The 18,865-nt window shown below is 69.9% G+C and carries 22 protein-coding genes (1 of these 22 running past the window's edge); 11 read left to right on the top strand and 11 right to left on the bottom strand.

What is annotated here, in order from left to right; translation table 11 throughout:
* Positions 1 to 113 carry the final stretch of an NUDIX hydrolase gene (locus tag H531_RS0106490; protein WP_028490697.1) on the top strand. It extends 346 nt beyond the left edge of the window, so the window shows 113 of its 459 coding nt (coding positions 347-459); its start codon lies beyond the left edge, outside the window; the stop codon is at positions 111 to 113.
* On the opposite strand, the gene meaB is transcribed toward H531_RS0106490, so the two are convergent.
* The 4 genes from meaB to H531_RS0106470 are packed head-to-tail and all read right to left on the bottom strand — an operon-like array spanning position 87 to position 3,465.
* The gene (meaB, locus tag H531_RS0106485) at positions 87 to 1,028 is read right to left on the bottom strand and encodes a methylmalonyl Co-A mutase-associated GTPase MeaB (RefSeq protein WP_022798547.1); all 942 of its coding nucleotides are present in this window, start codon (positions 1,026 to 1,028) and stop codon (positions 87 to 89) included. The two genes, H531_RS0106490 and meaB, sit on opposite strands and share 27 nt — an antisense overlap.
* 32 nt (positions 1,029 to 1,060) lie before the next feature.
* Positions 1,061 to 1,435, bottom strand: coding sequence for a RidA family protein (locus H531_RS0106480; RefSeq protein ID WP_022798546.1), 375 nt, complete (start codon positions 1,433 to 1,435; stop codon positions 1,061 to 1,063).
* A 4-nt stretch (positions 1,436 to 1,439) separates the two neighbouring features.
* Positions 1,440 to 3,257 carry a serine/threonine-protein kinase gene (locus H531_RS0106475; protein ID WP_022798545.1) on the bottom strand — a complete coding sequence of 606 codons (1,818 nt, stop codon included), beginning with the start codon at positions 3,255 to 3,257 and terminating at the stop codon, positions 1,440 to 1,442.
* Between the two features lies 1 nt (position 3,258).
* Complete coding sequence (locus H531_RS0106470; protein ID WP_022798544.1) at positions 3,259 to 3,465, bottom strand: hypothetical protein; 207 nt, start codon at positions 3,463 to 3,465, stop codon at positions 3,259 to 3,261.
* A gap of 88 nt (positions 3,466 to 3,553) precedes the next feature.
* Here H531_RS0106470 and murA point away from each other — a divergent pair, with 88 nt between their 5' ends.
* Positions 3,554 to 4,852, top strand: coding sequence for a UDP-N-acetylglucosamine 1-carboxyvinyltransferase (gene murA, locus H531_RS0106465; RefSeq protein ID WP_022798543.1), 1,299 nt, complete (start codon positions 3,554 to 3,556; stop codon positions 4,850 to 4,852).
* Between the two features lie 10 nt (positions 4,853 to 4,862).
* Here murA and H531_RS0106460 read toward each other — a convergent pair whose 3' ends face one another.
* Positions 4,863 to 5,282: a hypothetical protein gene (locus H531_RS0106460; protein ID WP_022798542.1), complete on the bottom strand. Its 420-nt coding sequence runs from the start codon at positions 5,280 to 5,282 to the stop codon at positions 4,863 to 4,865.
* Positions 5,283 to 5,364: 82 nt separating this feature from the next.
* On the opposite strand from H531_RS0106460, the gene prfB reads away from it, so the two are divergent.
* A protein-coding gene (gene prfB, locus H531_RS0106455; protein ID WP_156860462.1) for a peptide chain release factor 2 occupies positions 5,365 to 6,463 on the top strand; the annotation gives its coding sequence in 2 pieces (ribosomal slippage) (positions 5,365 to 5,415 and positions 5,417 to 6,463; 1,098 coding nt in all).
* A 1-nt stretch (position 6,464) separates the two neighbouring features.
* Here the strand turns inward: prfB and phoU are convergent.
* The 3 genes from phoU to H531_RS0106440 are packed head-to-tail and all read right to left on the bottom strand — an operon-like array spanning position 6,465 to position 8,700.
* The gene (phoU, locus tag H531_RS0106450; RefSeq protein ID WP_022798541.1) at positions 6,465 to 7,127 is read right to left on the bottom strand and encodes a phosphate signaling complex protein PhoU; all 663 of its coding nucleotides are present in this window, start codon (positions 7,125 to 7,127) and stop codon (positions 6,465 to 6,467) included.
* Between the two features lie 14 nt (positions 7,128 to 7,141).
* Positions 7,142 to 8,032: a sensor histidine kinase gene (locus tag H531_RS0106445; protein ID WP_022798540.1), complete on the bottom strand. Its 891-nt coding sequence runs from the start codon at positions 8,030 to 8,032 to the stop codon at positions 7,142 to 7,144.
* Positions 8,029 to 8,700, bottom strand: coding sequence for a response regulator transcription factor (locus H531_RS0106440; protein WP_022798539.1), 672 nt, complete (start codon positions 8,698 to 8,700; stop codon positions 8,029 to 8,031). Before H531_RS0106440 ends, H531_RS0106445 begins: the two co-directional genes overlap by 4 nt.
* 73 nt (positions 8,701 to 8,773) lie before the next feature.
* On the opposite strand from H531_RS0106440, the gene H531_RS0106435 reads away from it, so the two are divergent.
* The gene (locus tag H531_RS0106435; protein ID WP_022798538.1) at positions 8,774 to 10,123 is read left to right on the top strand and encodes a tetratricopeptide repeat protein; all 1,350 of its coding nucleotides are present in this window, start codon (positions 8,774 to 8,776) and stop codon (positions 10,121 to 10,123) included.
* On the opposite strand, the gene H531_RS0106430 is transcribed toward H531_RS0106435, so the two are convergent.
* Positions 10,116 to 11,153, bottom strand: coding sequence for a DUF4388 domain-containing protein (locus tag H531_RS0106430; RefSeq protein ID WP_022798537.1), 1,038 nt, complete (start codon positions 11,151 to 11,153; stop codon positions 10,116 to 10,118). The two genes, H531_RS0106435 and H531_RS0106430, sit on opposite strands and share 8 nt — an antisense overlap.
* Entirely contained in the window at positions 11,150 to 12,121 is a 972-nt protein-coding gene (gene ruvB / locus H531_RS0106425; RefSeq protein ID WP_033399288.1) for a Holliday junction branch migration DNA helicase RuvB, read from the bottom strand. Before ruvB ends, H531_RS0106430 begins: the two co-directional genes overlap by 4 nt.
* A gap of 30 nt (positions 12,122 to 12,151) precedes the next feature.
* On the opposite strand from ruvB, the gene panB reads away from it, so the two are divergent.
* From panB to H531_RS0106400, 5 genes are read left to right on the top strand one after another with little or no spacing between them, the layout of a single operon-like run.
* Positions 12,152 to 12,934 carry a 3-methyl-2-oxobutanoate hydroxymethyltransferase gene (panB, locus tag H531_RS0106420; protein WP_022798535.1) on the top strand — a complete coding sequence of 261 codons (783 nt, stop codon included), beginning with the start codon at positions 12,152 to 12,154 and terminating at the stop codon, positions 12,932 to 12,934.
* A 52-nt stretch (positions 12,935 to 12,986) separates the two neighbouring features.
* Positions 12,987 to 13,727 (top strand): metal ABC transporter ATP-binding protein, encoded by a 741-nt coding sequence (locus tag H531_RS0106415; RefSeq protein WP_022798534.1) that lies wholly within the window; start codon positions 12,987 to 12,989, stop codon positions 13,725 to 13,727.
* On the top strand, positions 13,720 to 14,526 hold the full coding sequence (locus H531_RS0106410; protein WP_022798533.1) for a metal ABC transporter permease: 807 nt from the start codon (positions 13,720 to 13,722) through the stop codon (positions 14,524 to 14,526). Before H531_RS0106415 ends, H531_RS0106410 begins: the two co-directional genes overlap by 8 nt.
* 15 nt (positions 14,527 to 14,541) lie before the next feature.
* Positions 14,542 to 14,988 carry an RrF2 family transcriptional regulator gene (locus H531_RS0106405; protein ID WP_022798532.1) on the top strand — a complete coding sequence of 149 codons (447 nt, stop codon included), beginning with the start codon at positions 14,542 to 14,544 and terminating at the stop codon, positions 14,986 to 14,988.
* The gene (locus tag H531_RS0106400) at positions 14,988 to 16,106 is read left to right on the top strand and encodes a cysteine desulfurase family protein (RefSeq protein ID WP_022798531.1); all 1,119 of its coding nucleotides are present in this window, start codon (positions 14,988 to 14,990) and stop codon (positions 16,104 to 16,106) included. The genes H531_RS0106405 and H531_RS0106400 overlap by 1 nt, the downstream gene beginning before the upstream one ends.
* Here the strand turns inward: H531_RS0106400 and H531_RS0106395 are convergent.
* Positions 16,103 to 17,785, bottom strand: a complete 1,683-nt coding sequence (locus H531_RS0106395; protein WP_022798530.1) for a long-chain-fatty-acid--CoA ligase — start codon at positions 17,783 to 17,785, stop codon at positions 16,103 to 16,105. The genes H531_RS0106400 and H531_RS0106395 overlap by 4 nt on opposite strands.
* 87 nt (positions 17,786 to 17,872) lie before the next feature.
* Here H531_RS0106395 and H531_RS0106390 point away from each other — a divergent pair, with 87 nt between their 5' ends.
* Both H531_RS0106390 and H531_RS0106385 read left to right on the top strand, forming a co-directional pair.
* The gene (locus H531_RS0106390) at positions 17,873 to 18,499 is read left to right on the top strand and encodes a phosphoribosyltransferase (protein WP_022798529.1); all 627 of its coding nucleotides are present in this window, start codon (positions 17,873 to 17,875) and stop codon (positions 18,497 to 18,499) included.
* Positions 18,487 to 18,864 carry a cupin domain-containing protein gene (locus H531_RS0106385; protein ID WP_028490694.1) on the top strand — a complete coding sequence of 126 codons (378 nt, stop codon included), beginning with the start codon at positions 18,487 to 18,489 and terminating at the stop codon, positions 18,862 to 18,864. Before H531_RS0106390 ends, H531_RS0106385 begins: the two co-directional genes overlap by 13 nt.
* Position 18,865: the final 1 nt, after the last annotated feature.

Raw genomic sequence — 18,865 nt, 5'->3', positions numbered from 1 at the left:
TGGAGGCCGCCTACTTCCTCCCGGCCGCCGAGGCCCTGGACCGGCTTTCCTACGCCAACGAGCGGGAGATGCTACGCAAGGCCCTTCTACGCCTCCGGTCGAAGCAGGGTTAGGGCCGCCTCCTCGGGGGAAAGCTCGCCCTTGGCCACCCGGGCCACCAGGGCCTCGGCCGCCTGGGTTTTGCGCCGGCCCCAGTCCTGAATGACGCTTTCCACCTCAAACCGGGCCCGCTCCAAGCGCTGGGCAGCCAGAAGCCCGTGTTCCACCAGGTGGCGGTGGTGGGCCTCCAGCCCCTCAAAGAGGGCCTCCACCCCCTCTCCCGTGGCCGCCACCGTGGGGTAGATGGGGGGATGCCAGCCTCCAGGCCTGGGAGGGGAGAGCTCCAGGGCCCCTTTGAGCTCCTGGATGAGGCGCTCCCCTCCTGGGAGGTCAAACTTGTTGATCGCGAAAAGGTCGGCGATCTCCATCACCCCCGCCTTGAAGGCCTGGACCGCGTCCCCCGCCGCCGGGGTGAGGACGAGGAGGGTGGTGTCCGCCACCCGGGCGATGTCCACCTCGCTCTGGCCCACGCCCACGGTTTCCACGAAGATCCGGTCAAAGCCGAAAGCCTCCAAAAGGTTTAGGGCGGCTACCGTGGCCCCGGCAAGCCCCCCCAGGGCCCCCCTCGAGGCCATGGAGCGGATGAAGACCCCGGGGTCCTGGTGGTGGCGCATCATGCGGATGCGGTCCCCCAGGATGGCCCCTCCGGTGAAGGGGCTGGAGGGGTCCACGGCCAAGACCCCCACCCGTTCTCCCCGCCTGCGCGCCTCGAGGATGAGCCGGTCGGTGAGGGTACTCTTCCCCGCTCCGGGGCTTCCCGTCACCCCCACCACCTTGGCCTGTCCCCGGCCCCGCAGGCGTTTGAGGAGGGCCTGGCCCAGGGGGTGGCCCGACTCCGCCAGGGTGAGGGCCCGGGCCAGGGCGCGCACGTCCCCTCCGCGGAACCGCTCCTCCAACTCAAGAAGCTGGCTCTCCTCGGCCCCGGTCATGCCGTCATTCTACGCTTCTCTGCAAGGGTGCGCTATTCCGCCAGGGCGATGCAGGCCACCTCCACCCGCACCCCCCGGGGCAGGGCCTTGACCGCCACCGTGGCCCGCGCCGGATAGGGCGGGGTGAAGTAGCGGGCGTAGACCTCGTTGAAGGCGGAAAACTCCTCCATGTCCGCCAGGAAACAGGTGGTCTGGACCACCTGGGAAAGGCCCACGCCTGCGGCCTCCAGGATGGCCTTTAGGTTCTCCATGACCTGCTCGGTCTGTTCCCGGATCCCCCCTTCCACCAGGGTGCCCTCGGGGGTCAGGGGGATCTGGCCGGAGACGAAGAGGAGCCCCCCGGCCCGCACCGCCTGGGAGTAAGGGCCCACGGCCCGGGGGGCCTTCTCGGTGTGGATGGCCTCCATGGCCTCATCCTACGCCAAAGCGGTAAAGCCGTCCGGCCAGGTTCACCACCAGCACCTCCTCGGGAAGGGGGAGGGGTGGCACCTGCACCGGCCCCAGGCCCGTGGCCTCAAACACCACCTGGCCCCGGCGGTCCACGGCCAGCAGGCGGCCCTCCTCCGTGGCCAGGAAGAGGTGCCCCGCGGCGTAGACGAGGCCCGCGGTCACCTTGCCCACCTCGAGGCTCCACGCCTCCTCCCCCGTGGCCTGCTCCAGGGCCCTTAAGACCCCGTCCCAGGCGGCCACGTAGACCCGCTCCTCGTCCAGGGCCAGCCCGCCCCAGATCTCCCCTTCCAGCTCCGCGCTCCAAAGGGTTTCCCGGGTCAGGGGGTCAAAGGCGTACACCGTTCCCTCCCAGGTGGGGATGAAGAGAACCCCCCCATAGGCGGCCACGGGCACATGGACCGGCCCCGTCCTCACCTTGTAGCGCAAGGCCCCGTTCTCCGGGTCCAGGGCGTAGAGCCAGCCGTCCTCCCCCCCTACGAAGAGGAGTCCCCGGTAGAAGGTGGGGCTCGCGGAGAGGTGGCCTCCGGCGTGGAAGCGGAAGAGGGGCTGGTCCTTTTCGTAGGCGTAAAGGGTCCCGTCCCGGCTTGCCACGTAGACCCTGGGGCCTAGGACCAAGGGGGCGGCGGTGATCTCGGCCCCGGTCTCCGCGCTCCACTCCAGAACCCGTCCCCGGAAACGGCGCACCTTCCCGTCCCAGCACCCCACGTACACCCCGCCCCGGACCACCGGAGGAGCGGAAACCGCCTCGGGGAGGCTTTGCTGGCGCACCTCCCCTGTGAGGAGGTCCACCTCCGCCAGGCCCTGCCCCACCCCCAGGTAGACCCGCCCTCCCGCGTAGACCATCTCCCCCGGCCATCCGGCCTCCCCTCCCAGCTCCAGCTTGCCCCTGAGGCTGAGGCGGCGGGGGTCGGGGGCCGTGGGGTAGTGGCCCGACCGGCTCGCCCCCGCCCGGGGGGTGGCGAGGCGCAGGCTCTGAAAGTCCAAGAGGGGGCCCTGGAAAAGGGTGGGATGGGAGGGGCGCTCCTCAGGGTGCTTGGCCAGAAGGCCCAGCACTCCCTCGCTCACCCCCTTGGGCACAGCGGGGTTCAGGGCCTCCGGGGGCCTGGGGGCCTCGTAGACGTGCTGGAAGAGGATGGCCTGATCGTTTTCCCCCTCAAAGGGAGGCTTTCCCGTGAGGGTACGGTAGAGAACGGCTCCGAAGCTGTAGAGGTCCGCCTTGGGGGTGAGGGGCAACCCCTTGGCCTGCTCGGGGGCCATGTATAGGGGGGTACCCAGGGTGTAGCCGGTGCGGGTGAGGTGGCGGCTCTCCTGCAGGAGGTAGGCCAGGCCCAGGTCCATGACCTTCGGGTAGCCCTCCCGGGTGAGGAGGATGTTCTTGGGGGTGAGGTCGCGGTGGAGGATGCCCTGGGCGTGGAGGTGGGCCAGGGCCTCCATGACCATCTGGGCGGCCTTCAGGATGCGCTCCCCTTCCGGCCCTTCCTCAAAGGGGCCCAAGCGGTCAAAGGTCCCTCCCTCCACCAGCTCCATGACGAAGTAGGGCCGCCCCTCCTCCTCCCCCAGGTCCAAGACCTGGACGATGCCCGGATGGAAGAGGCGGGAGAGGGCCCGGACCTCCAGGAAGAAGCGCTCCCTTTCCGGGGGGAGGGCCCGGGGGTGGAGGGGGTTCACCGCCACCCTGCGCCCCAGGCGTTCGTCCACCGCCCGGAAGACCTCCGCCATGCCCCCGGAACCCAAGGGGGCCTCGAGGCGGTACCGGCCGCCCAGGACCATGCCGGCCATTTTATTCTTCCAGGCGCTTGAGGAGTTCGGCCAGCTCCTCCTTGCCCTCCTCTAGCTCCTGGACGATCTTGGCGATGGCCAGGCGCACCACCTCGGATTTGGACACCAGGCGCTCCGGGCTGGAAAGGGCGTAGGCCGCCCGGGTGAGGAGCGCATCCTGCTCCTCGGAGATCACCACCTGAAGCCGCTTTTTCTCCTTCTTCGGCATACGCCCCTTGGGGCTAGAGTGTAGCAGAAAACGCATCCGCTTGACAATGGGGTTGAGGGTCCTTATCCTCACCTTGAGTAAGGTGTGTATGATGCCTACGGACCCGGGGAAGGGCACCAGAAGGATCCTGCGCGTGGAGGGCGGGCTTCCCCTTTCGGGGGAACTCCGGGTCTACCCTGCCAAGAACGCCGCCTTGCCCATCCTGGCTGCAAGCCTCCTGACCCCTGAGCCCATCACCCTGGTGGAGGTGCCCAGGCTCAGGGACGTGGAGGTGATGCTGGAGCTCCTCGCCCACCTGGGTACCCGGTACGCCTGGGAAGGGCGTACCCTCCACCTCCACACCCCAGAGATCCAAAGCGCCCACGCCCCCTACGAGCTCGTGGGCCAGATGCGGGCCAGCTTCATCGTGTGGGGGGCCCTTCTCGCCCGGGTAGGGGAGGGGCGGATCTCCCTTCCGGGGGGTTGCGCCTTCGGGGTTCGGCCCGTGGACCAGCACGTGAAGGCCCTGAGGGCCCTGGGGGCCGAGGTGGTGGAGGAGGAAGGAACCTTCTACGCGCGGAGGGTCCGCCCCCTCTCGGGGCGCGTGGTCTTTGACCTGCCCACGGTGGGGGGCACGGAGCAGGCCATGTTGGCCGTGGCCCTGGGGGGCGAGGCCACCTTGGTTCAGGCGGCCATGGAACCCGAGGTGGAGGACCTGGGCCGGTTCCTCCGGATGCTGGGCGTGGAGGTGCGGGGCCTGGGGAGCGCCATCCTGCACGTGAGGGGGGCGGAGCGCCTCGGTGGGGGTACCTACCGGATCATCCCGGATCGGATTGAGGCGGGCACCTACCTCCTGGCCGCGGCGGCAACCCGGGGGGAGCTCACCTTAAGCGAGGTGCGCCCGGACCACCTGGATGCCCTCCTGGACAAGCTGCGCCAGGCCGGCCACCGGGTGGAGGTAGGCCAGGACTGGGTGCGCTTCACCGCCACCCCGGACCCCGAGCCCTTCCACGTGGAGGCCCGGGAGTACCCCGGCTTCCCCACGGACCTCCAGCCCATCGTCACCGCCTACCTAGCCACGGTCCCCGGCCAGAGCACGGTGACCGATCGGGTCTACCCCGACCGCTTCACCCATGTGGGGGAGCTGGCGAGGATGGGGGCGGAGCTCTACCTACGGGACCGGACCCTCTTGATCAGCGGGAAGCGCCTGCGCGGGGCCCAAGTGAAGGCCCTGGACATCCGGGCTGGAGGGAGCTTGGTGGTGGCCGCCTTGAGCGCGGAAGGGGTGTCCGAGATTGAGGGGGTGTACTTCTTGGAGCGGGGCTACGAGGATCTGGGGGAGCGCCTCCAGGCCTTGGGGGCCAGGGTAAGTCTGGAGGAGACCTCCTTGGCCCTGGCGGCGGACTGAGCCCGCGCGCCTAGGCGTAGAGGCGCAGGGCCTCGGGGAAGCGGAACAGGAGGCGGTCCCGCACCCGCTCGGGGCGGTAGGCCTTTTCCACGTAGCCCGCGGCCCGGAGGGCATCGAGCACCTCCTTGGCCACCTGGCGGTCCCCCTCGAGGCGGAGGGCAAGGAAGGCCAGGGCCTCTTCCTCCTCGTCCCCCTCCCCAACGAACTCGGGGTATTCCTGGTCCAGGGCCCGCATGAGGGCCTTGAGGTCCACGGGGCGGCGGGTGAAGGCCCAGCGGGGCCTTTCGCCCGGAAGGAAGTGGGCGTAGCCCTGGGCCTCCGGCCGGGGCAGGCCCCGCTGCAGCAAGAGGGTCACCAGGGCCTCCCGCTCCCCCGGCAGGCCCTGGGGGTAGGCCTCTTGCAGGTTGGCGGCCAGCTTCTCCAACTCCATAGCATAATTATCATACATCTTTAGCCTATTAGACGTAAGGGTGCTTGTATCGCACCTCGCACTTCCCTATACTGGGGGCGGTATGGACCTGGAGCTCTTGCGCGAACGCCTGGCCGGCCTCCGGGGGTATCTTTGACATCCCCGGGAAGGAGGCCCGCCTTAAGGAACTGGACCGGAGGCTGGAGGACCCTGCCCTCTGGCAGGACCCGGAGGAGGCCCGCAAGGTAAGCCGGGAGGCCGCCCGCCTCCGGCGCACCGTGGACACCTTCCGCTCCCTGGAAAGCGACCTCCAGGGGCTTCTGGAGCTTTACGAGGAGTTTCCGGCCGAGGAGCGGGAGGCCTTGAGGCCCGAGCTGGAGGAGGCCTCGAGGAAGCTGGAAGCCCTCTACCACGAGACCCTCCTCACCTTCCCCCACGCCGAGAAGAACGCCATCCTGACCATCCAGCCCGGGGCCGGGGGCACCGAGGCCTGCGACTGGGCGGAGATGCTATTCCGGATGTACACCCGCTTCGCCGAGCGGCAGGGCTTTGAGGTGGAGGTGGTGGACCTGAAGCCCGGGCCCGAGGCGGGTCTGGACTACGCCCAGATCCTCATCAAGGGGGAAAACGCCTACGGCCTCCTTTCCCCCGAGGCGGGGGTCCACCGCCTGGTGCGCCCCTCCCCCTTTGACGCCTCGGGCCGCCGCCACACCTCCTTCGCCGGGGTGGAGGTCATGCCCGAGGTGGACGACACCGTGGAGGTGGTGATCCGGCCCGAGGACCTGCGCATAGACGTCTTCCGCTCCCAGGGCCACGGGGGCCAAGGGGTGAACACCACGGACTCGGCGGTGCGCATCGTCCACCTGCCCACGGGCATCACCGTCACCTGCCAGACCACGAGGAGCCAGATCAAGAACAAGGAGCTGGCCATGAAGGTCCTCCGCTCCAGGCTTTTTGAGCTGGAGTGGCGGAGGAAGCAGGAGGAGCTCCAGAAGCTCCGGGGCGAGGTACGGCCCATAGAGTGGGGGAGCCAGATCCGGAGCTACGTCCTGGACAAGCAGTACGTGAAGGACCACCGCACCGGTCTCATGCGCTTTGACCCGCAGAACGTCCTGGACGGAGACCTTCTGGACTTCATCTGTGCTGGCCTGGAGTGGAAGGCGGGCCGCCGCCAGGGGGCGGAGGAGGCGGAGGCGGAGTAGCCTAGTCAACGTCCTCCGGGGCCTTGTATACCTCCCCGGTGAGCCAGTAGATGACCCTTTCGGCGATGTTCTCCAGGTGGTCCCCGAGCCTTTCGTAGCTCCGGGCCACCCGCATGAGGGTCAGGGCCTTGGTGAGGGTACGGGGGTCCTCCATCATGTAGGTGACGAGCTCCCGGGTCACCTCCTCGTAGAGGCCGTCCACCTGGTCGTCCATGGCCAGAACCTGGCGGGCAAGCTCCGCGTCCCGCTCCGCCACGGCCTTGCCCAGGATGTCCATCATGGCGAGAAGCCGCCGCCCCATCTCGGGCAGGGTGACGTAGCGCTTGAGCGGGGGCTCCTGGGAGAGGAAGAGGGCGTCCTCGGCCACGTGCACGGCGTAGTCCCCGGAGCGCTCCAGGTCGGTGAGGGCCTTGATGATGGTGAAGATGAGGCGGAGGTCCGAGGCCACGGGCTGGTGCCGGGCAATGACGGCGATGGCCTGGTTCTCAATTTTAAGCTCCAGGGCGTCCACCTCCTTGTCCCGGGAGATCACCTCCTCCGCTTTGGCCCGGTCCCCCTCCACCAAGGCCTCCGTGGCCTCCTGGGTCATCTGCCGCACCAAGGAGAGCATCCGGAGGCTTTCCTCTACCAGTTGGTTCAAGGCTTTGTCCAACGCTTCGCGCATACGACCCCCTGCCTTCAGTCTAGGGGAAGGCTCACGCCGAAGACGTTTTCCTCCCCTTCCCGCCGGGCGTAGGCCTCCCCGCCCAGGGCCCTTGCCAGGCGGCGCACCAGGTAGAGGCCGAGCCCCTGGCCCCGCCCCTCGGCCACGCCCCGCCTTCCCGGCAGGAACAGGGCCTCGTAGTCGGGAAGCGCCCCTCCCCGGTCCCGCACCTCGAGGCCAAGCCTTGGCCCCTCCTGCCGCGAAAGGAGGCGGATGGGGTCCCGGCCGTACTTGAGGGCGTTGTCCAGCAGGTTCAAGAGGATCTGGAAGAGGGCCTCGGGGTCGGTGGCGAGGGTGTGGGGGAGGTGGACCTCCACCTCCTTTCCCTTTAGCCTCTCCCCTAGGAGCCTCTCCAGGCGCCCCCAAAGCTCCAGGAGGACCACGGGACGCCTGGGCCCGGGGCGGACGGGGGAGAGGCCCTCCGCCAGGCGGGAGAGCCGGGCCACCTCGGCCCGCAGGAGGGCCAGGACCTCCTTTTCCTGCGGGGTCCTGGGGGTTAGGGCCTCCAGGAGGGGACCCATCCCCGCGAGGGGGGTCCGGAGCTCGTGGGCCAGGGTCTCCGCCGCCTCCTCCAGGGTTCTGAGGCGCCTTTGGGCCTCGCTCTCGTCCAGGAGGTAGAGCCTCCCGGGAAGGGCCTTGACCCGGAGGAGGCGGTCCCGCACCTCCAGAAGCCTTTCCCCCCCGTGGAGGGCCAGGGCCTCGAGGCGGTGATCCCTGAGGGCGAGGAGCAGGGGGCGGCCCATCACCTTCTCCCGGGCCACCCCGAGCAACCTGGCCGCCGCGGGGTTCAGGTAGACCACGTGGCGGTCTTCGTGGGCCACCAGGCCCTCGAGGGCCTCCTCCCAGGCCTCGGCCAGGGCCTTCATGCCCCCTCCCGGAAGCGGTAGCCCACGCCTCGCACCGTCTCCAGAAAGCGGGGGGCCTTGGGGTCTTCCCGGAGCTTTTCCCGGAGCTGCAGGATGTGCTGGTCCACGGTCCTGGGGGTGCCGAGGTAGTCCTGCCCCCATACGGCCTCCAGAAGCTCCTCCCGGGTGTAGACCCTTCCCGGGCGTTCCGCCAGGAAGGCGAGGAGGGCGAACTCCCGCCGGCTTAAGGGGAGGGGCCTCCCCTCCAGGGTGGCCTCCCTGCGCTCCAGGTCTAGGAGGAGGGGGCCCCGCTTCAGGAGCTTCCGCCTCCCTGCCCGGCGCAGCAGGGCCTCGAGGCGAGCCAGGAGTTCCTCCGTGGCGAAGGGCTTGGCCAGGTAGTCGTCGGCCCCCCGGGAAAGCCCCTCCACCCGGTCCCGCACCTCGGCCCGGGCGGTGAGCATGAGGACGGGAAGGTTGGGGTAGGGGCCCTGGCGCATCCTTTCCAGGAGCCGGGTGCCCGGTTCGTCGGGGAGCACCCAGTCCAGGATCACCGCCTCCGCCTCCTTGAGGAGGGGCCAGGCCTCCCCGGCGGTGGGGGCCTCGAGGACGCGGTGCCCCGCCCGTTCCAGGGCCAGGCGCACCCCCAGGCGGACCGCGGGCTCGTCCTCCACCAGGAGCACCGTGGCCACGCCTTCAGTCTAGCCCGGTTTGTGTCAGGGCCGGGTCAGGAGTTTGGGGTGCCGAAGGGGTATAGTAGGGGCGATGAGGGGGGTCCTCGAGGCCCTGCACCAGGGGGATTACGACAGCGCCATAGAGCGCCTCACCCGGAAAGCCCTCTTCGGCCGCAAGGAGGAGGCCAGGGAGGCCCTCCTTCTGCTGGCGGAGGTCTACAGCCTCTACGGGGAGGAGGGGCTGGAGAAGGCCCACCGGGCTCTGGAGGAGGCCTACGAGCTGGGCGAGCTGGAGTTCCACCCCCTCTACCGGGCCCTCCTGGGGGAGCTTCTGGCCCTGGAGGGGCGCCCGGAGGCGGAGGTGCTCCCCCTCTTCCTCCCCACCGAGGACCCCCGGGCCCGCTACCACCAGGCCCAGGCCCTCTTCTACCTGGGGAGGTTGGAGGAGGCGTTGAAGACCCTGAGGCCCGGCCTTCCCGCCTTTCTGGCCTGGCGGGCGGAGGCGCTTAAGGGAAGGGCCCTGGAGCGGCTGGGCCGCCACCGGGAGGCCGCCTCGGCCTACGAGGAGGGGGCGGGGATCGCCCTGGGGCTGGAGCGCTACTGGCTCCTTCTGGACGCCGCCGCCATGTGGGTGGAGGCGGGGGAAGGAGAGCGGGCCCTTAAGGCTTTGGAGGAAGCGGCCGCCCTGGGGGAGGAGAGCCCCGAGGACGCCGCCACCCGCCACTACCTCCTGGCCCGGGCCCACCTCCTCCTGGGGAACCCCAACCGGGCCCTGGAGGAGGCCAGGAAGGCCCTGGAGAAGGAGGAGGAAAGCGGCCACAAGGCCTACGGTACCCCCATGGTGGCGGGTCAGGCCCTGTTGCAGCTTGGGCGCTACGCCGAGGCGGTGGAGGCCTACCGCGAAGCCCTCCTGCGGGCCGAGGCCTCGGAGCGGCCCTACGTCCTCCACGAGCTGGGGGTGGCGGCGTTGGACCAGGGGGCCTACGTGGAGGCCGAAGGCTACCTAAGGGAGCTCCTCCGGGAGGAGGACTACCCCTACCTGGGCCAGGCTCTGGCGGACCTGGCGGAAGCCCTCTACCGCCAGGGGCGCTACGGGGAGGCCGAGGCGGCGGCCCGGGAGGCGGTGCGCCTGGGGGCCGAGGCCTCCGGGGAGCTCATCCTGGGCCACATCGCCTACGACCTTATGCAGCTGGAGGAGGCCCTGGCCCACTACCGCCTGGCGGCGGAGCGGGCGGAGGAGGGCAGCCGGGAGTGGGTGGGGGCCCAGGAGATGGTGGTGGACACCCTGGCCCAGCTGGGCTACCGCTCCCCCGAGGAGATCCTGGCCCGGGCGGAGGCGGTCTTGCCCCACGTGCACCCGGCGGACGAGTGGCACGGGACCCTCCTCGCCTACCGGGAGCGGGCGGCGACCCTCCTTAAGGAGGGAAGGCGGCCTAACTAGCCCCCTTGCGCAAGGGGGCTAGGGCCTTTAGGACCTCCTGGGCCCTTAGGGGTTTGGGCAGGTGGAGGACCCTAAGGGGCCGGTAGAGGAGGCCGGGAGGCGACTCGCTCACCACGTAGACCGAGGCGAGCTTCCCCTCGGGTTGCGCCCGGACCCGCCGGGCCGCCTCGAGGGCCCTCTCCCCCTGGAGGACGACCCCCTTGGGCCGCTCCTTGAGTAGCCGCAGCAGCCCCTCGAGGTCCCGGGCGAGGAGGACCCGGTAGCGGTGGGCCTCGAGGAGGTAGAGGAGAAGCCTCCGCACCACGCCGCTTTCCGCCAGGATCACCACCAAAGGATCCTCGGCGAGCAGGGTGGAGGGGCGCACCAGGCCCCGGCCCTTCAGCTCGTGCAGGAGATGGTAGACCTCCTCCTCGGGGAGGCCGGACAGGAGGGCCACGCTTCGCGCCCGTCGCACGCCGTCCAGGAGCTCCAGAACTCCCCAGGCCTCGGGGGAGAGGGGGTGGCGGGTGGGGTCCTCCGCCAGGTGGAGGACCTCGTCCGGGTCCACCCGCCCCCGCCGCCACTCGTCCAGGCGCCGGGCGGCCTCCAGGAGGAGGGCTCCCGTGTCCAGGGTCTGGGGCAGGGCCACCTGGCTCCCCGCCTCCAGGGGCTCGGCCCGGATCTCCCCTTCCGCCTCGCCCAAAAGGGTGGCCAAGGCCTCCAGCACCTGAGCCCGCAGGGCCTCCATCAGCTCCTCCTCCCCGATGAGCCCAAGCTCCAGGGCCAAGGCCCCCAGGGGGGTGCCAGGGTTTTCCTGCCCCTGGCGCTCCACCAAGGACTGGACCTCCTCCAGGCTCAGGTGCCCGAGGCGCACGAGGTACTCCCCGAGGTGGGGGCCGGGTTCGGTGCGGGCGTAGAGGATACGGCCGGAGAGGAGATGGACCCGGCCGTAAACCCGCCCCTGGAAGCTCACCACGGCGCTTTTGCGGCCCACCTCCAGGGCCTTCAGGAGCTCCCCCAGGTCCAGCTCCTCCAGGGTCGCCCGGATCATAGGAGGGGTTCCACAGGGGGCGGGTAGCCCAGGTGGCGGTAGGCCCTTTCCGTGGCCACCCGGCCCCGGGGGGTGCGCTTGAGGAGGCCCTGCTGGATGAGGTAGGGCTCGTGGACCTCCTCCAGGGTGCCTGGGTCTTCGGCCAGGGCCGTGGCCAGGGTCTGGAGCCCCACCGGTCCCCCGCCGAAGCGGCCGATGAGGACCTCGAGGATCTCCCGGTCCCGCCGCTCCAGGCCGAGCTCGTCCACCCCCAGGGCCTCCAGGGCCTCCAGGGCCCTGGACCGGGTGATGGTCCCCTCCCCGGCCACCTGGGCGAAGTCCCGCACCCTACGGAAGAGCCTCTTGGCCACCCGCATGGTGCCCCGGGCTCTCCGGCCGATCTCCAAGGCGGCGTCCTCGGCGATGGCCACCCCCAGGAGCCGGGCGTCCCGCATCACCCCCTGGGCCAGCTCCTCCGGGGTGTAGTACTCCAGGTGCTCCACGATGCCGAAGCGGCTCAAGAGGGGCGCGGTGATGAGGCCGGGCCGGGTGGTGGCCCCGATGAGGGTAAAGCGGGGGAGCTCCAGCCTCAGGGTCCTGGCCGCTGGGCCCTGGCCGATGACGATATCCATCTGGAAGTCCTCCATGGCCGGGTAGAGGTGCTCCTCGGCCTGGCGGCTCAGGCGGTGGATCTCGTCAATGAAGAGGATGTCCCCTTCCTCGAGGGAGTTGGCCAGGATGGCGGCCAGGTCGCCGGGTTTTTCTATGGCCGGCCCCGAGGTGACGCGCAGGTTGACCCCGAGCTCGTAGGCGATCACGTGGGCCAGGGTGGTCTTGCCGAGGCCCGGGGGCCCGGAGAGGAGGAGGTGCTCTAAGGGCTCCTTCCGGGCCTTGGCGGCCTCGAGGTAGACCCAGAGCTTGGCCTTCAGCCGCTCCTGGCCGATGTATTCGTCCAAGGACCTGGGCCTTAGGGTGAGGTCTTCGGGCACGGCCACGCCTTTTCATGATAGCCTTTTCCCGTGCGCACCGTGAAGGCGTTCCGCGAGGCCAAGGGGAAGCGGCTCGTCTACCTCACCGCCTACGACTACCCCACGGCCCGCCTGGCCGAGGCCGCGGGGGTGGACGCCATCCTGGTGGGAGACTCCCTGGGCATGGTGGTCCTAGGCTACGCCTCCACGGTCCCCGTGACCCTGGAGGAGATGCTCCACCACACCAAGGCGGCCCGCCGGGGGGCTCCGGACACCTTCCTGGTGGCCGACCTTCCCTACCTCTCCTACGCCACCCTGGACCGGGCCCTTTGGGCCGCCGAGCGGCTCCTGAAGGAGGGCGGGGCGGACGCGGTGAAGCTGGAGGGGGGCGAGGAGGTGGCGGAAATCGTCCAGGGCTTGGTCCGCTCCGGGGTGCCGGTTCTTGGGCACGTGGGCCTCACCCCCCAGACGGCGAGCCAGCTTGGGGGCTACCGGCTCCAGGGGAAGCGCCCCGAGGAGGCGGAGAGGATCCTCAAGGGGGCCTTGGCCCTGGAGGCCGCCGGGGCCTACGGGGTGGTCCTGGAGATGGTTCCCGCCCTCTTGGCCAAAGAGATCACGGAGAGGCTTTCCGTCCACACCGTGGGCATCGGGGCCGGGCCGCACACCGACGGCCAGATCCTGGTGTTCCACGACGTGGTGGGCCTCTATGGGGAGTTCCAGCCCCGCTTCGCCAAGCGCTACCTGGAGGGGGGAAGGCTCCTCCAGGAGGCCCTGGCCCGCTACGCAAAGGAGGTGCGGGAGGGGGTATTCCCCGGGCCCGAGCACAGCTTCTAAGGGGCGGGCCCTGGGCCTTGACGGTTTAGTGAGAACGCCATATCGTTATTATGTGCTCGCCCTCGAGGTCCGCCACCTTTCCGTGCGCTTGGGCGAATTCCAGGCCCTGGAAGGGGTTTCCCTCGAGGTGCCCCAAGGGGCCTTCGTGGCCATCGTGGGCCCGAACGGGGCGGGGAAGAGTACCCTGTTGAAGGCCTTCCTGGGCCTCCTGCCCTTCCGGGGGGAGGTGCGGGTCTTCGGCCTTCCCCTGGCCCAGGCCGACCCCCTCTGGTTCGGGTACGTGCCCCAGATCAAGACCTTTGACCGCTCCTTCCCGGCCCTGGCCCTGGAGCTGGTGGCCACGGGCCTGAGGCGGCGCTGGCCCTTCCGCCTCTCCCCACGGGAGCGGGAAGAGGCCCTTCGGGCGCTGGAGCAGGTGGGGGCGGAGGGGCTGGCCTTCCGCCCCCTGGGACGGCTTTCCGGAGGGCAGCTGCAGCGGGTCTACCTGGCCCGGGCCCTCATCCGCAGGCCCCGCCTCCTCCTCCTGGACGAGCCCGCCACGGGGGTGGACCGGGTGGGGGAGGTGGACCTCTACCGCCACCTGGAGGCGTATCAGAAGGCCTCGGGGGCTACGGTCCTCATGGTCACCCACGACTGGGAGGCGGCCCACCACGCGAGCCACGTCCTGGTGCTGAACCGAAGGGTGGTAGGCTTCGGCCCCCCCGAGCGGGCCCTTTCCGAGGAGTGCCTGCGCCGGGCCTTCGGCCACCTGGGGCACGCCCACGGCCTTTTCGTGGAGGGGAGCCGTGGTTGAGGCCCTGGCCTACCCCTTTTTCCAGAGGGCCCTTCTGGCGGGCGTCCTCTTAGCCCTGCTTTCCGGCCTCCTCTCCCCCTTCGTGGTCCAGAGGCGGCTTTCCTTCCTGGGGGACGGCCTCGCCCATGCGGCCTTCGCCGGGGTGGGCCTGGGGCTTTTCCTGCGGGGGGAGCCCCTCTGGTTCGCCCTTCCCTTCACCTTCCTGGTGGCCCTGGCCATCACCTTCGTCAAGGAGCGGACGGAGCTTTCCGAGGACACGGCCATCGGCGTCTTTTTCGCCCTCTCCGTAGCCCTAGGGGCCATCTTCCTGGCCAAGTCCCGGGGGTATGTGGGGGACGCCATGGGGTACCTTTTCGGCTCCCTCCTGGCGGTGGGCCCCGGAGACCTGGTGGCGGTGGCCCTCATGCTCCTCTTCGCCGGGGCCTTCCTGCCCCTATGGGGGCCTCTCGCCTACGCCACCCTGGACCGGGAGCTGGCCCTGGCCGACCGCCTCCCCGTGGTCCTCCACGACTACCTCCTCGCCGGCTTCCTGGCGGTGAGCTTGGTCCTGGCGGTGAAGGTGGTAGGCCTCGTCTTGGTGGCCGCCTTTTTGGTGATTCCCGGGGCCACGGCCAGGCTCCTCTCCCGCACCTTCGCCCAGATGACCTGGCTCTCCCTTCTCCTCGCCGTGGTCTCCACCCTGGGGGGGCTCCTCCTTTCCTTTCTCCTGGACTGGCCGAGCGGGGCCAGCGTGGTCCTCTTCCAGGCCTTCCTCTTCGGCCTGGCCCTGGCTAAAACCGGATTCTCGGGCGGGAAATAGGTGTATACTGGTCCCATGTGGGTTTCCACGAAGGCCCAGTACGGCCTGAGGGCTCTGGTGGAGATCGGCCTCCGCGCCCCTGGGGCGGTACCCCTCAAGGAGGTGGCCGAGGCCCAGGGCATCAGCCAGCACTACCTGGAGCAGATCGCCGCCCAGCTCCGCCGCGCCGGGTTCATCCGCTCCGTGCGGGGGGCCAAGGGGGGGTACCGCCTGGCCCGTCCCCCGGAGAAGGTCACCGCCTTGGAGGTGGTGGAGGCCCTCGAGGGCAGCCTGGCCCCCGTCTCCTGCATTGAGGACCCCGAGTCCTGCGCCAAGGTGGGGCAGTGCTCCACGGAGCTCCTCTGGAAGCGGGTGGACCTGGCCATGCGCCAGGTGCTGGGGGGCACCACCCTAAAGGACCTCATTGAGGAGCGGAAGCTCATTGAGGCCAAGCGTCTGATCCAGCTTCAGCCCGCCAGCTGATGGTCTACCTGGACTACGCCGCCACCACCCCCCTGGACCCCGAGGTCCGGGAGGCCATGCGCCAGGTGGAAGGGGTCTACGGCAACCCCAGCAGCATCCACCGCTTCGGCCAGGAGGCCCGAAGGGTGCTGGAGGGAGCCCGGGAGCGGGTGGCCGCCCTCCTGGGGGTGCGCCCCCGGGAGGTGGTCTTCACCGCCTCCGGCTCGGAGGCGGACGCCCTGGCCCTCCTGGGGGTGGCCCTGGCCCGGGGGAAGGGGCACGTGGTGAGCACGGAGGTGGAGCACTCCGCCCTCTTGGGCACCCTGCGGCTTCTGGAAAGGCTGGGCTTCGCCGTGACCCGCCTCAGGCCTGACCGCCATGGCCTCGTCTACCCCGAGCAGGTGAGGGAGGCCCTGCGCCCCGACACCCTCTTGGTGAGCGTGATGACCGCCAACAACGAGCTCGGCACCCTCTACCCCGTGCGGGAGATGGCGGAGGTAGCCCACGCCCACGGCGCTCTCTTCCATACGGACGCGGTGCAGGCCATCGGCCAGGTGCCCTTCCGCTTAGACGAGGTGGGGGCGGATCTGGTCTCCTTGAGCGCCCACAAGTTCTACGGGCCCAAGGGCGTGGGGGCCTTGATCGTGCGCCAGGGGGTGGAGCTTTTCCCCCTGGTGCCCGGCAAGCAAGAGGGGGGGAGGCGGGGGGGGACCCAGAGCCCGGTCCTGGCCCATGGGCTCGCCGTGGCCCTGGAGAAGGCCCTGAGGCTCCTGCCCGAGGAAGCGCCCCGGCTCCTTGCCCTAAGGAGGCGCCTGGAGGAGGGCCTCCTCGCCGTGGACGGGGTGGAGCTGAACGGGCATCCCACGAGGCGCCTCCCCAAGCTGGTGAACGTCACCGTCAAGGGGGCGGACGGGGAGGCCTTGCTCCTCGCCATGGACCTGTTGGGCGTGGCGGTCTCCTCGGGCTCGGCCTGCTCGGCGGGGAGCCTCGAGCCCTCCCACGTCCTCCTGGCCATCGGCCGCACCCCCCTGGAGGCCCGGGCCTCCTTGCGCTTCTCCTTGGGCCGCTTCACCACCGAGGAGGAGGTGGACCGGGCCCTCGAGGCCTTCAGGGAGGCGGTGCGCCGGGCCCGGGCCTAGGCCTTCTTCTTCGCAAAGGCCTCCCTGAGCTCCCGCTTGAGGACCTTGCCCACCCCCGACTTGGGGAGGCTTTCCCGGAACTCCCAAAGCCTCGGCACCTTGTAGGCGGCGAGGCGCTCCCGGCAGAAGGCCTCGAGGTCCTTCTCCGAGACCCGGCCCCGGTACTCGGGCTTGAGGACGAGGAAGGCGGCCACGGTCTCCCCGCGGTAGGGGTCGGGGACGCCCACCACCGCCGCCTCCTGGACGGCCTCGTGCTGGTAGAGGACCTCCTCCACCTCCCTGGGGTAGACGTTGTAGCCCCCGGCGATGATCATGTCCTTTTTGCGGTCCACGATGTAGAAGTAACCGTCCGGGTCCATCCGGGCCAGGTCGCCGGTGAAGAGCCAGCCGTCCCTTAGGCTTTTTTGCGTCTCCTCAGGGCGGTTCCAGTAGCCCTTCATGACGTTGGGGCCCTTGACGATGAGCTCGCCCACCTCGCCCACGGGCACTTCCCGGCCCTCCTCGTCCACCACCCTCGCCTCCACGCTGGGGAGGGGGAGGCCGATGGAGCCCTTCCGGGCCTCGCCCAGCACCGGGTTGGAGTGGGTCACAGGGCTCGCCTCAGAGAGGCCGTACCCCTCAATGAGCCTGGCCCCGGTGATCTCCTCAAAGCGCTTGGCCACCTCCACGGGCAAGGGCGCCGCCCCGGAGAGGCAGATGCGGATGCTCTTCACCTTCCGCCCCTCTATGCCGGGGAGGTTGTTGAAGGCCACGTAGAGGGTGGGGACCCCGGGGAAGTGGGTCACCTGGTGCTTCTCTATGGCTTCCACGATGGCGTGAATCTCGGGCCTCGGGAGGAGGACGATCTTATAGCCCGAATAGAGGCCATAGTTCATGGCCACGGTCATGCCGTAGACGTGGAAGAAGGGCAGAGCTCCCAGCATCACCCCCTTACCCAGGAGCTCCCGGGAGGTGGGGTCCCAGGCGTCAATCTGCAGGACATTGGCCACCAGGTTCTTGTGGGTGAGCATGGCCCCCTTGGCGAGGCCCGTGGTGCCCCCCGTATACTGGAGGAGGGCCAGGTCCTCCGGGTCTACGGGATGGGGCTCGGCGGGGGGACGCTTCAGGAGCTCGGTGAGGGCGTGGAAGCCCTCCCGCTTGGGAAAGCCCAAGGGGAGGCCCTCCCGCCTCGCCTTCCAGGGGTAAAGGAGGTTTTTGGGGAAGGGGAGGAAGTCCTGGATCCCGGTGACCACCACCCGCTTTACCGGGGTTTCCCGCTCCACCTCCAAAAAGCGGGGGAGGAGGTGGTCCAGGATCACCAGAGTCTCGGCCCCGGAGTCCTCCAGCTGGTGTCTCAGCTCCCGGGGGGTGTAGAGGGGGCTCACGTTCACCCCCACCCCACCCGCCACCAGGACGCCGTAAAAGGCGAGGACGAACTGGGGGGTGTTGGGGAGCATGAGGGCTACCCGGTCCCCGGGCCTCACCCCCAGGTCCTTAAGCCCCTGGGCGAAGCGCCGGGACCTCTCCCAGAGCTCCTGGTAGGTGAGGGTCCTCCCCAGGAACTCCAGGGCCACGTTCTGGGGGAACCGCTTGGCGCTTTCCTCCAGGAGGCGCCAGAGGGGGATGGGGGGCACCTCCACCTCTTCGGGCACGCCGGGGTCGTAGTGGGCCAGCCAGGGTTTGGCGCGGACTTCAGCCATGGGGACCTCCTTGGGGCTTAGGCTACCAAAAAACTTATACCGCGTTCAAGACCTGCGGGCGGTGTACCATGGGAACGGAGGTTTCTTATGCGCTTCCGCGACCGCAGGCACGCCGGAGCCCTGCTGGCCGAGGCCCTAAAGCCCTTGGGCCTGGTGCGCCCCGTGGTCCTGGGCATTCCCCGCGGCGGGGTGGTGGTGGCCGACGAGGTGGCCAGGCGGCTATTGGGGGAGCTGGACGTGGTCCTGGTGCGCAAGGTGGGGGCTCCGGGCAACCCCGAGTTCGCCCTGGGGGCGGTGGGGGAGAGGGGGGAGCTGATCCTCAAGCCCTATGCCCTGCAGTACGCCGACCCGAGCTACCTGGAGCGGGAGGCGGCCCGGCAGAGGGACGTGATCCGCAAGCGGGCGGAGCGCTACCGGAAGGTGCGGCCCAAGGTTCCCCTTAAGGGGAGGGAGGTGGTTCTGGTGGACGACGGCGTCGCCACCGGGGCCACCATGGAGGCCGCCCTTGCCGTGGTCCTGGCGGAGGAGCCCGCCAGGGTGGTGGTGGGGGTGCCTGTGGCCAGCCCCGAGGCGGTGGAGCGCCTCGAGGCGCGGGCGGAGGTGGTGGCCCTCTTTACCCCTCCGGACTTCGCCGCGGTGGGGGCCTACTACCTGGACTTCGGCGAGGTCACGGACGAGGACGTGGAGGGGCTTTTGCTACAATGGGCGGCATGAAGCCCGTGGTCAAGCAGGCGGCAAGCCTCGAGGCCCGCCCTGTGGAGCGGGGGGAGAAGGCCTTCATCCAGGTGCTCATCGGCCCGGAGGATGGGGCCCCCCACTTCGTCCTGCGCAAGTTCACCCTCCTCCCTGGGGGGAGGATCCCGCGGCACAAGCACCCCACCCTGGAGCACCAGCAGTACGTGCTCTCTGGGCGCATGAAGCTCTTCTTGGGCGAGGAGGTGCGGGAGGTTTCCGCGGGGCAGGCCGTCTTCATCCCCCCGGAGACCCCCCACGCCTACCTGAACGAGGGGGAGGAGCCCGTGGAGTTCCTCTGCATCATCCCCAAGACCCAGGCCTACGCCACGGAGTGGCTGGAGTAGG

This window comes from Thermus islandicus DSM 21543 (genome assembly GCF_000421625.1).
GTDB classification, from domain to species: Bacteria; Deinococcota; Deinococci; order Deinococcales; family Thermaceae; genus Thermus; species Thermus islandicus.
This window is presented reverse-complemented; position numbering and strand designations above follow the sequence as displayed.